The 10,904-nt window shown below is 67.1% G+C and carries 10 protein-coding genes and 1 pseudogene; 5 read left to right on the top strand and 6 right to left on the bottom strand.

Annotation, left to right across the window (positions count from 1 at the left end):
* The 4 genes from IF47_RS28345 to IF47_RS0126325 all read right to left on the bottom strand — a co-directional run.
* Positions 1-191: hypothetical protein (locus IF47_RS28345; protein WP_037733421.1), on the bottom strand; the 191-nt coding region annotated here is incomplete at its 3' end.
* A 624-nt stretch (positions 192-815) separates the two neighbouring features.
* Positions 816-2,480, bottom strand: coding sequence for an ADP-ribosylglycohydrolase family protein (locus IF47_RS0126315; RefSeq protein WP_245641251.1), 1,665 nt, complete (start codon positions 2,478-2,480; stop codon positions 816-818).
* Positions 2,481-2,497: 17 nt separating this feature from the next.
* Positions 2,498-3,181: a DarT ssDNA thymidine ADP-ribosyltransferase family protein gene (locus IF47_RS0126320; RefSeq protein WP_031511503.1), complete on the bottom strand. Its 684-nt coding sequence runs from the start codon at positions 3,179-3,181 to the stop codon at positions 2,498-2,500.
* A complete protein-coding gene (locus IF47_RS0126325; RefSeq protein WP_031511504.1) occupies positions 3,178-4,572 on the bottom strand; it encodes a 3'-5' exonuclease in 1,395 nt (464 codons plus the stop codon). The genes IF47_RS0126320 and IF47_RS0126325 overlap by 4 nt, the downstream gene beginning before the upstream one ends.
* Before the next feature lie 329 nt (positions 4,573-4,901).
* On the opposite strand from IF47_RS0126325, the gene IF47_RS0126330 reads away from it, so the two are divergent.
* From IF47_RS0126330 to IF47_RS0126345, 4 genes and pseudogenes are all read left to right on the top strand, one after another.
* The gene (locus IF47_RS0126330; RefSeq protein ID WP_281179546.1) at positions 4,902-5,237 is read left to right on the top strand and encodes a DUF5958 family protein; all 336 of its coding nucleotides are present in this window, start codon (positions 4,902-4,904) and stop codon (positions 5,235-5,237) included.
* A 78-nt stretch (positions 5,238-5,315) separates the two neighbouring features.
* Positions 5,316-6,599 carry an IS701 family transposase gene (locus IF47_RS0126335; RefSeq protein ID WP_078592145.1) on the top strand — a complete coding sequence of 428 codons (1,284 nt, stop codon included), beginning with the start codon at positions 5,316-5,318 and terminating at the stop codon, positions 6,597-6,599.
* Positions 6,600-6,680: 81 nt separating this feature from the next.
* Positions 6,681-7,955: pseudogene (locus tag IF47_RS28350) on the top strand (IS701 family transposase).
* A 366-nt stretch (positions 7,956-8,321) separates the two neighbouring features.
* Entirely contained in the window at positions 8,322-8,843 is a 522-nt protein-coding gene (locus IF47_RS0126345; RefSeq protein WP_031511508.1) for a pyridoxamine 5'-phosphate oxidase family protein, read from the top strand.
* Here the strand turns inward: IF47_RS0126345 and IF47_RS0126350 are convergent.
* Together IF47_RS0126350 and IF47_RS31305 are read right to left on the bottom strand one after the other, a co-directional pair.
* On the bottom strand, positions 8,830-9,069 hold the full coding sequence (locus IF47_RS0126350) for a hypothetical protein (RefSeq protein WP_031511510.1): 240 nt from the start codon (positions 9,067-9,069) through the stop codon (positions 8,830-8,832). The two genes, IF47_RS0126345 and IF47_RS0126350, sit on opposite strands and share 14 nt — an antisense overlap.
* 151 nt (positions 9,070-9,220) lie before the next feature.
* The gene (locus IF47_RS31305; RefSeq protein ID WP_031511511.1) at positions 9,221-9,469 is read right to left on the bottom strand and encodes a hypothetical protein; all 249 of its coding nucleotides are present in this window, start codon (positions 9,467-9,469) and stop codon (positions 9,221-9,223) included.
* 211 nt (positions 9,470-9,680) lie between these two features.
* On the opposite strand from IF47_RS31305, the gene IF47_RS0126360 reads away from it, so the two are divergent.
* Positions 9,681-10,886 (top strand): IS110 family RNA-guided transposase, encoded by a 1,206-nt coding sequence (locus tag IF47_RS0126360; protein WP_031511513.1) that lies wholly within the window; start codon positions 9,681-9,683, stop codon positions 10,884-10,886.
* Positions 10,887-10,904: the final 18 nt, after the last annotated feature.

Below are 10,904 nucleotides of genomic sequence, written 5' to 3' on the forward strand. Positions count from 1 at the left end.
ACATCGAGGTGGACGGTGCGGTCGACGGCGGCCTGCCAGGTGGCGGCCGGTAGGTCGACGGACGCGCGGGTGGGGATCAGGCGGGGTGCGAGGGCGGCGGCCAGAAGGTAGACGGCCAGGCGCTGCTCCCACCGGGCGACCGGCTCGGTGGTGCCCTTGGGTGGGGTGGCGGCCGCGGCGTACTCCCACACCGGCCCGCGGGCACTCCCCGCGGCAGACCACCGGGTGGGGGCCAGGCGCAGGCCCCAGGCCGGGTCGTCGGGGGTGGTGGCGGCGATGAGGGCGGCGCGGCTACCGTCCGGCAGGAGGACGCTGGTGTAAGCGAGGACGTAGGCGCCCCAGTCTTCTCCGGCGCCGCCGCCGGTGCGGGCGAGAGTGACCCGACCGGTGCCGGCGGCCGGGAGGCCACCGTTGCCGGGTGTCCGGGAGTTGGCGGGAGCGCCGGGCCGGTGGGCGTGGGCCAGCGTTAGCTCTTCTAAGTTTTCCTCAGGGGGTGCTTACGGCGTAAGCACCCCCTGAGGTGGTGTCCTGGGCCGGGGCTATCGCCGGGCTCTTCCTAGAGCGCGCCGCCAGCGCGAATGTCGTTGAGCGGAAGGCCGTTCAGAGTGACGGTCGATGTGACGCAGGGATTGTTCCGGACCGCAGTGTCGGGCAGGTGTCTGCTCCCAAGGATGCTCCCCTGTGGTCAGGACGGGCAGCGGTACTCCTCCTGCCCAGGGCCACGCAGTCCACTGCGTGCGCAGCGGCGGCTGGGTCAGCCAGGTGGGCATCGGGCTGGTGAGGTGCTGAAAGCCGATGAGGCGGAGCGGACCAGACTATTGACCGCTCTGGTGGTAGGCACGGGCAAGCAGCCCAGCAAAGGCAGCAGCCCGCTCTACGCTGTATCGACCGTTCCGAAGCTGCTGAAGCAGAGCACGGCCCACCTGCTCAGGAGGGAAGCCGTTCCTTGCCAGCTCTTGGACGATCTCCTCAACGGTGGGTGGGCCTGTTCTGCGGGTACGCCCACTCGCACTCTCCAGCGCAGCTCCATGCCCCGCCCTTCCCTGATCAGCGGGTACGGCTGGCGACATCGCAGTTTCGAAAAGCGGTTGTTGTTTCCTCAGAGCGGCATCCGCCGCCCGCCGGGTGCGCTTTCGTCGGTCCTGCGGGAGCAAATGCTCATCTAGCGGCCTGAGATCAGGCCTTGCACGGACAAGGATGCTCTGACCGAACGGCAGAGTGCCCCACACGTATGTCGCTTGGTTACCCGGCGTCGGACTTCCTGCAGGAACAAAGGCTCCCAGGCCTGCCAGGGCGGGCCCCGCCGGTGTATGGCCTACGAGATCGAGCGTGGCTTTGGGAGGACTCCAGCGCAGGAGGTCCGGATAGGTGAAGGTAACTGCGTCACGCCCTTGGGAGATTTCCCACATGCGGCGTGCTTCGGAATCGATTACCTGGGCGTCTTGCACGGCGCCGGGCGGAGGGCTTGCTGTGACAGCGCCCAGGAGCGCGCCGGTCATCGTGGCAATGGTGTCAGTGTCGGAGCCGAGGGTGTTAGCGGCGAGGAGCAGCGCCGCTTCTGGCGAATCGGCGTAGGCGTGTGCCAGCGCCCCGGCGACCACAGTGGTGACCGTGCCTGATCCACGCGTTGCTTCGTCGAATCCACCGAGCCGCTGCACGAAGGCGGCGTACGTTTCGGCGTTGAGGGGCGCTGCGGACTCCAAGGCTTCGAGCGCTGTGCGGCATTCATCCGCGACAGCGTGTGCGGCTGTCCGGAAGTCGGTTCCGGCAGCGTCGGTCCATGTGGGCAGCCAGAGGTACGCAAGTTCGTCGTCCTTCGCTATGACGTCTGGTACCTGCTCCAGCCAGTCGATAGCGGGGCGCCATTGCTTGGGGTCAGGAATCTCGTTCGCGTCCAGGGTGTGGGCCAGCAGGACAGCGTGCAGGACAGCGCCGAGGATGCCTCGTGGGTGGCCGTGGGTGCTGACGGCGTTGCGTACAACGTCGCGGGTGATGTGGTCCCAGTTGGTGAGGTCGCGTGCGGACCAGACGTGGGGTTGGATGCGCATGGCGGCGCCGTTGCCGCCGATGTCGACGTACCGGGCGGCCTTGGTGGCGAAGATGTTTTGCGACCACTTGGCATCGACCCGCATCAGGCCGGTGGCGGCTGCCTTTGTCCCGCGGCCAGCGCCGAGCGCGTAGGCCTGCCAAGCGACGACTTCGATCTTGGCGAAGGCATCGGCGTCGAACTCCCCGTCCCCGCGGATGGCTCGTGATGTTGCCAGGCGGAGCTGGGTGTCGTCGGAGTACGCACCCGCCGGCAGGGGCATATCGCGGCCGTAGCGTCCTCCGACGCGCCTTTTCCACGGGACGGTGGTGGTGACCTCGTCACTGCCGATGCGGCGCCGTACGCCAGCAGCGTCGGTCAGTTCGGTGATGAAGCCGAGTGCGTCTCCGTACGCAGCCCACTGGGCCGAGGCGCGTACTGCCTCCCATTGCATGGCGCTCACCGTAGTCCTTACCTGCCGAACGTGACCGGGTCGACGGAGATGTCGACCTCATCGTGTCCGCTGACGCTGACAATGGCCTCAGCCTTCGCTGCGTCCTCGTCAGTGAGGACATAGATGTGCTGCAGGTGCCGGGTGGAGACGGCCTGCGGGTAGAGCACTTCGGCCTGGGGGTTCGTGGGGAGGTGAGGCGCTCGGTCGCGGCGCGGCATCGTCTTGTTGAAGCCCATAGGGACGCGGTCGGCGAAGAGGGCTTCGGCTCCGGGCAGTCCTTCCGCGGGTGTGATGCCGGCGTACCCCATGTTGCCTGGGGCGAATAGGACGCCGGGATGCGTCATGATCACTGGATCGAAGCTGAGGACCGCCCAGAAGAGGTCCTCGTTCGCCCACCAGTCTTCGCTGCTGATGCGCAGGAAGCGGTGGTTGGGTTCACTGATGCTGAGGTTCACGTAGGACCAAAACCGCGGAGCTTCTCTGCGGACCTTGGTGTTTTGGTGGTAGATGCTCTCCAGGTACTCGTCCTCGGAGAGGAGTGCACGTGCCTTGCACTTCCGCTGTAGAAGTATGCCGAGCAAACCCCGGTTTGTAGTGAAATGCATCACTTCGGTGATTTTGCGTTTCCGAATGAGCGCGTGGAGGCCCTCGGCGTGCCCGTCATCACCCGGTATGGCCGATATCGGCTCTGTCGTGGTCATACGGCCTTCACCTCATAGGTGTCCGGGTCCATGCAGGCGATGAGGTCGCTTGCCTCTGCAGGCTTGTAGGTGATGGTCAGCGTCTTGCGGGCACGTCCGGCGGACATGGCCAGCAACCGCAAGTGTGCGTCGCGCTCACTGTCGCCGGGTTCGGCGGCGTGCGGCATGACCTCGCTGTTGAGGCCGACGATGATGACGTGATCGAACTCCAGTCCCTTGGAGGAGTGCATCGTCGACAGCGCGACGTTCACCGGCCCCGTCGGCCACTCGGCGTTGCGGGTCAGCTCCACATATGCCAGTCCGGCCGCATCCAGACGCTTCCTGACCTCGCCGAACCAGCCCTTGGCGTGAAGGATGGCGACGGACTCGTCGTTGTCGGGTCCGAGGTCGTTGAGGAACTGCACCACATGGTCCATCTGCTGGGTGAAGGTGCCTTGGACCAGCAAGGGCTTGTTGCCCTCCTCCTTGCAGGAGGAGAGGTCAGGGATCGCGGCGTCGTCTGTCGTCTCCACGTCCTTGAGCAGCGGAGCGGCGAAGGCGGCGATCTGCCGGGTGTTACGGAAGTTCTTCGACAGCAGCTTGCTGTTGTGCGAGCCCACACTCAGACCGACCTCGGCCCAGGTGAAGCGCTGAGGGTAGATGCGCTGAGCGGCATCGAGGACGAACGTGAGCGTGTGCTCGTCGGTGACGTGGTTGAGGACGGCCCGTACCTGGTTGGCGGAGAAGTCTTGGGCCTCGTCAACAACGACCACGTGGTACGGGTCGTCGGCTCGCTTGGCGGCCATGGCGTTCGCCAGGTCGGACCAGTCCCATGCCTGCTGCTGCTTCTTCCACTCCTGGAGGGGAAGGATGACCTCCTCCAGCAACCGGCGCCGCAACGGGGTCGGCATACGCGGGGAGCGGCCGCGGCCCTGCCGTTCGCACTCGATGTACTCGTCCAGGCGCCCCGGCAAGAAGCGGCCCAGGACATAGTCGACTTCGGAGCGTACGAACTCGTCGGACAGCGGCAGGGACGCGGCCAGTGCCTCCAGCTTCCGGTTGCGCTCACGGTCCTGGAGGATCCGCTCGTAGGCCACACGGTCGGTGGCCCACTTCCCGAAGGTGGAGACCGTCAGCTCGACATCATTGCCCTTGATCTGCTCCTGGGTAAGTTCTTCGATGTAGCCGCGCAGCGTGCGGTTGTAGGTGAGAACCAGGACGCGGACAGGACCACTGATGAAGCCGTCTCGGCGGCGGCGCTGCCAGAAACCGACGGTGAACTTCAACCGGTACAGGGCCGTGGTGGTCTTGCCGCTGCCGGCGGCGCCCCGTACGACGAACACCCCCGGCTTGTAATTGTTGATCACCGTGAGCTGCTCGCTCGTCGGCTGCGTCGGCCTGAGAACCTTCATCCGTGCGGTCCCTCCCCAGAACTCGCTCCCCCGATCTGAGGACATGTTAGAAGCATTGACTCCCAAGCACGTTGGAGATCAGACAGGCAGCCTGTCGCACAAATGCGGACAGCGATACGTCGGTCATCTGTTCGGGTAATGAGGGTTGATCGTGGTTCGCCCACATTGGACATGCACTTGGCTGTGCCGTGGAGCAGCAGGCTGTCAATGAGAGCGGCTAGTACTCCAGTCACACTTCGCGATCTGGTTCGATGGCCGTGCACGGCTGGCGGCCTGGGTGTTGTGGGGTGGGGCGGGATGAATGAGCGCGCGGTGGCTGGTTCGAGAGTCTGGCCGGCACCGAACAGTTCGAAGCCTTGCGCGACCTGGCAGGGTTCTGCATCCAGGCCCGCGCCCTTATCGAGGACGGACCGGAGAGCATCCGCAGAGCCGGGATCCGGCCCACGCACACCCCGGCCGTGCTGATCACGCGCGGGCATCTCACCGAGCAGCTGACAAAGATCATCAACCTGCCGCAGGGCGAGCGCGTCAAAGCGTTCCGGCTGCTGGTCGCACTACTCGGCGTGGCTGACGAGCGGCGGCGGGCTCGGTTCTGCGCCAACGGGTGCGGCCATGCCTGGCACCACCTGGGCACGGGTGCGGGAACTGAAGTGGCCACCGCGTGATCATCAAGGGTTGTGTGGACTCCTGAAGATCGTGCGGTGGCCGCGGGCCACAGCATAGACGCGGCTCGTTGGCGGGCAATGTTCGACCAGGCCATGGCCCGGATCGCGGGCCGGTTCCGCAGGGTGGAACCGCGGGCGACCGCCCGCGCGTATCTGCTCGGTCTGCTGTCGAGAACCGAGCGGAAGAACTGCTGGCAACTGGCCGAGCAGGCCGGCCACGACCGCCCCGGGCCGATGCAGCGGCTGCTGCGATCCGCGCGCTGGGACGCCGATGAAGTTCGCGACGACGTCCGGGCATATGTCTTCGAACACCTCGGCAACGACGACGGCGTCCTGATCGTCGATGAGACGGGGTTCCTGAAGAAGGGCCGGAGCTCGGCGGGCGTGCAGCGGCAGTACACCGGCACCGCAGGCCGGATCGAGAACAGCCAGGTCGGCGTGTTCCTCGCCTACGCCTCCAGCAAAGGCAGGGCACTGATCGACCGTCGGCTCTATCTGCCCGAACAAGCCTGGTGCCAGGACACCGAGCGCCGCACCCGCGCCGGGATCCCCGGCCACATGGCGTTCGCGACCAAGCCCGCCCTGGCCGGGCAGATGATCGCGGCAGCCCTGGAGGCCGGGATCAGCGCGTCCTGGGTGACCGGAGACGAGGCATATGGCCAAGACCCCGCTCTGCGCGCCCTGTTGGAAGCGCGCGGGCTGGGCTACGTTCTGGCCGTGGCCTGCAGCACCCGAGTGCGGATTAACCGTGGCCGGACCGCTGCCCGGGCGGATACCGTCGCTGACCGCCTACCGGTCACCGCTTGGCACCGTCAGAGTGCCGGAGCCGGGGCGAAGGGACCCCGCTACTACGACTGGGCCTGGATCGAGACCGGCACCAGCAGTGTCCGGCACCTGCTGATCCGCCGCAACCCCGACAGCGGCGAACTCGCCTTCTACCTGTGCTGGTCTCCGAACCGGGTGCCCCTGTCCGAGCTGGTGCGGGTGGCCGGCACGAGGTGGTGCATCGAGGAGTGCTTCCAGGCAGCGAAGGGCCAGGTCGGCCTGGACCACTATCAGGTTCGCCGCTGGACCGCCTGGCACCGGCACATCACCCTGGCCATGCTGGCCTTGGCCTTCCTGACCGTTCTCGTCGCGGACGCGACACCTACCAGACCCGCCGAGCCGGACCGCCCCGCCCGCAGCAACGACCCGATCGACCTGACCGTCCCGGAGATCCGCCACCTGCTGGGGTCTCTGCTGAACTCACCGAGCATCTCCGTGAGCAGGCTCCTGCACTGGTCAACCTGGCGCAGACATCACCAGGCCACCGCCCGCCGAAGCCACTACCGACGCCGACTCCATGCCCTACCTGATCGCTAGATCACAAAACCGCACTGGAGTACTAGTAGTGCTCCGTTAGGTCTGTTTGCCGGGTCGTGGTGTGCGAGGCACGGTGGACGGATGGATATGCGGCAAGTGGCGGAGTTACGGGCTGAGTTAGCGGGATTCGTGGCGGATGTGTTCGCTTCGGTGCCGCGCAAGGACCAGCAGGCGAAGGGGGACTGTTACCTGCGGGGTTTGATGCTGGACGGGCGGCGCAAGTCGATCCAGCCGATGGCCGAGCGGCTGCCGGACGGCAGCGAGCAGAATCTGCAGCAGTTCGTGAATCAGTCCCCCTGGGACCCGGTGCCGGTGTAGCGGCGGATCGTGGAACGAATCGTGCCGCTGATCAGCCCAGATGCCTGGGCGATCGATGACGTGTCCGTCCCCAAGGACGGCCGGATGTCGGTTGGGGTGGCCCGTCAGTACTGCGATGCGCTGGGCAAGCGGGCCAACTGCCAGGTCGCGGTGAGCGTGCACGCGGTCAGTGACACCGCATCCTGCCCGTTGCAGTGGCGCCTGTTCCTGCCCGAGGAATGGGTCCAGGACACCGAACGCCGTCGCGTCACCCACGTACCCGAACAGGTCGGGCACCGGGAGAAGTGGCGGCTGGCGCTGGATGCCATGGACGAGCTGGCCGGCTGGGGTTTTACCCCGCCGGTGGTCGTGGCCGATGCCGGATACGGCACCGGCACACCCTTCCGGCTCGCGCTGGAGGAGCGACACCTGTCCTATGTGCTCGCGCTGACGGGCAAGGAAGTGGCCCACCCCGAGACGGCCGAGCCGCACTGGCCCGCCTATGGCGGGCTGGGACCACCAACGCTGCCACGCTGTCGCACCCGGTCGCAGTCCATGGCTCACCTGGCCGCCCAAGCACCGGTCTCCCACTTCACCGAGGTCACCTGGTGCGAAGGCGGCAAAGGGCCGATGACCTCACGGTTCGCCGTGCTGCGCGTGCGGCCCGCGGGCAAGCAGGCTCTGCGGGCCGCTCAGGAAGCCGGCGGCGGCCACTACCCATGGGACGGCACCCTGCCGCTGCGGACCCTGCTCGTGGAATGGCCCGCCGACCAGCCGGCGTCGACCGGCTACTGGATCTCCAACCTGCCCGCCGCCACACCGGTCGAAGACCTGGTCCGGTGGGCGAAGATGCGCCGGCGCATCGAGCTCGACTACCGGGAACTCAAGCACGGTCTGGGTCTGGATCACTTCGAAGGCCGCTCCTGGCCCGGCCGGCACCATCACGTCACCCTCGTCACCGCCGCCCAGGCCTTCCTCACCGAACACCGGTTGACCCCAAAAGCCCACACACCGGACTCACCCTCTACCAGATCCTCGACGCCCTCCAAAGCCTCCTGAGCTGCTGGACCGGCACCTGCATCACCTGTCGCCAACCAGTCCCCAGAAGCTCACCGAGATCCACAACGACCTAACGGAGCACTACTAACCCGATCACTGCGATGGCGAGAGGAACCACGAAATCCGTCACGGCGGCACATCATGGCTGCTCAATCAGTTCAAGGGAACACCGCGTCGTGCGGCCTGACAGCAGGACCAACGGCATCACAGCTCGTCGTCAACCGCGAATACATGAACATGTCCCGGCGTTCGTCCCCCACCTGTTGCCATCCACGCAGCACCGAGCGCAACCCGCGCGGAGCCAACCTCACCGCCGCTTCATCAATGACGACAGAGGGTGTCGGGTTTACGGCCGACGATGGACGTATGCGCGAAACCCCAGAAGAACTCAACAAGCTCCAGTCCCTCCTCGACTTCTCCCTCTCCGGCTCGACCGCACACCTCCGCTCGATCGTCGAGGGCCGCACTATCACGGCGGCGCAGCTCACCGGGGTCCTCACCGGCATGTGCACGCTCGCCCTCTCGACGGTGACCGCAAAGGGCGAACCGCGGATCAGCGGCGTCGACGGGCACTTCCTGCACGGCCGGTGGCACTTCGGCACGGCGCGCAACGCCGCCAAGGCCCGTCATCTCGCGGCCCGTCCGGCCGCCAGCGTCGCGTACATGCGCGGCGAGGACCTCGGCGTGTTCACCCACGGCACGGTGGAGGAGCTGAACCCCGAGGACGCCGAGCCCACGGCCGACTGGCAGGAACTCCTCGCCTACTTGAAGGACTTCTACGGCGACGACGACGCCTTCGACTGGAACCGCGAGGTCGTCTACTACCGGCTGAACCCGCACTGGATGACCGTCTACGCCCCCGACCTCGACAAGCTCACCGGCACGTGACGCCGGGCCCGTCGACGAGGGCCTGCACCTGCGCGTACGTGGGTGCGGGGCCGGTCGACGGCGCGCCGTCGCGTACCGCCAGCGCCGTGGCGACGGCCTCGCCCAGCGCCCGCCGGTACAGCAGCGACCCGAGGCTGCCCCGCCCCCAAGCTTTCAACTCCGCTTCGCTGCGTTCGAGCAGGGGGCCGCTCGGCGTCTTGCCGGTCCAGGGGACCAGGAACGACAAGGTCGCGAGTTGGCCCCGAACCCACGGAAGCAACTCCGCAGAGCACGACGACGGACCCTTGAGTTCCCACCGAGAACCCTTCAGATTGCGTGAACTTACGGGACTCGTCGGGTGTGAGTAGTCGCGGTACAGGAAGCGCCGCCGAGATTGATCAGGACGTGACGGGTCGGCGGTCCAGCCACGTTTGGAAGCCAATGGTGGGGCCGTCCAGCACGGTGTAGGAGTCGGTGGGTACGTCGCTGTATCCCTTGTGCCCTGCGGCGTGGTGGGCGGCGTCCAGCGCCTGGCGGCGGGCGTCACGCTCGTCGGTGGCGGTGTGGATCCGCAACCGGTAGGACTTCGACAGCTCCACCTCCACGTCGTAGGGGCGTTGTTCCTGGGGCGTGGTGTGGTCGGCCATGGCCGGTTCCCTAAGAATGGTTGGCGGTCCGGGAGGACCGGGTGTGGCTGATGGCGGTCTGTCGTTGATGGCTCGGAAGGAATGGCCGCCCGGTCCTCCGGGGCGCTCCGACCACTGATTGAGAACTGCGGTCATCGCTGGTTAGGGACCTGTCGGCGGGGTGTTCTTCGGGCCATGAAGTACGGGTCACGAGGGATACGGAGCGACGGGCTTGAGTACGCGGCAGGCGCGGATATGGGTCGGTATCGATGCCGGCAAGGGGCACCACTGGGCAGTGGCTCTCGACGCCGACGGCGAGACGCTGTTCTCGACGAAGGTGATCAACGACGAGGCCCAGATCCTCGCTCTCATCGAGACCGCCGGTGAGCGGGCCGACGAGGTGCGGTGGGCAGTGGACATCTCCGGCCGGGCCTCCACGCTGCTGCTGGCCCTGCTGGTGGCCCACGACCAGAACGTGGTCTACGTTCCCGGCCGGACGGTCAACCGCATGTCCGGCGCCTACCAGGGCGAAGGCAAGACCGACGCCAAGGACGCGCGGATCATCGCCGACCAGGCCCGCATGCGCCCGAAGGGCTTCGCGGTCCTGGACACGCCCCCGGAGCTGGTCTCCACGCTCCGGGTCCTGACGAATCACCGGGCCGACCTGATCGCCGACCGGGTCCGGCTGATCAACCGGCTGCGTGACCTGCTGGTCGGCATCTGCCCGGCGCTGGAACGGGCCTTCGACTACTCCGCGGCCAAGGGCCCGGTCGTCATGCTCACCGAGTACCAGACCCCGGCCGCCCTGCGAAGGGTCGGTGTCAAGCGGCTGACGACCTGGCTGGAACGCCGCAAGGTCCGCGGCGCCGGCACCGTCGCGGCCAAGGCCGTCGAGGCTGCCCAGTCCCAGCAGATCGCCCTGCCCGGCGAGAAGCGGGCCGCCAAGCTCGTCCGCGACCTCGCCCACCAGCTCCTGGCCCTGGACGAGCGGATCAAGGACAACGACCGGGAGATCCGCGAGACCTTCCGCGGCGACGACCGGGCCGAGATCATCGAGTCCATGCCCGGCATGGGCCCGATCCTGGGGGCGGAGTTCGTCGCCATCGTCAGCGACCTGTCCGGCTATCGCGACGCCGGCCGCCTTGCCTCCCACGCCGGCCTGGCCCCGGCCGCCCGGGACTCCGGCCGCCGCACCGGCAACCACCACCGGCCCAAACGCTACAACCGGCGCCTGCGGCACATCTTCTACATGGCCGCGCAGACCGCGATGATGCGGCCCGGCCCATCTCGCGACTACTACCTGCGGAAGCGATCCGAGGGGTTGATCCACACCCAGGCGTTGCTTGCGCTCGCCCGACGGCGAGTCGACGTGCTGTGGGCCATGCTGCGTGACAAGAGGCTGTTCACCTCCGCCCCGCCGGTCACGCAAGCGGCTTGACTTCATCATTGAGATTCC

The sequence above is a fragment of the Streptomyces megasporus genome (genome assembly GCF_000718985.1).
In the GTDB taxonomy this organism is placed as follows: domain Bacteria; phylum Actinomycetota; class Actinomycetes; order Streptomycetales; family Streptomycetaceae; genus Streptomyces; species Streptomyces megasporus.

Excerpts from the sequence above, each read along its gene's own strand:
- IF47_RS31305 (WP_031511511.1), bottom strand. The coding sequence starts at position 9,469 with ATGGCCGACCACACCACGCCCCAGGAACAACGCCCCTACGACGTGGAG.
- IF47_RS0126320 (WP_031511503.1), bottom strand. The coding sequence starts at position 3,181 with ATGACCACGACAGAGCCGATATCGGCCATACCGGGTGATGACGGGCAC.
- IF47_RS0126315 (WP_245641251.1), bottom strand. The coding sequence starts at position 2,480 with ATGCAATGGGAGGCAGTACGCGCCTCGGCCCAGTGGGCTGCGTACGGA.
- IF47_RS0126325 (WP_031511504.1), bottom strand. The coding sequence starts at position 4,572 with ATGAAGGTTCTCAGGCCGACGCAGCCGACGAGCGAGCAGCTCACGGTG.
- IF47_RS0126335 (WP_078592145.1), top strand. The coding sequence starts at position 5,316 with ATGTTCGACCAGGCCATGGCCCGGATCGCGGGCCGGTTCCGCAGGGTG.
- IF47_RS0126345 (WP_031511508.1), top strand. The coding sequence starts at position 8,322 with ATGCGCGAAACCCCAGAAGAACTCAACAAGCTCCAGTCCCTCCTCGAC.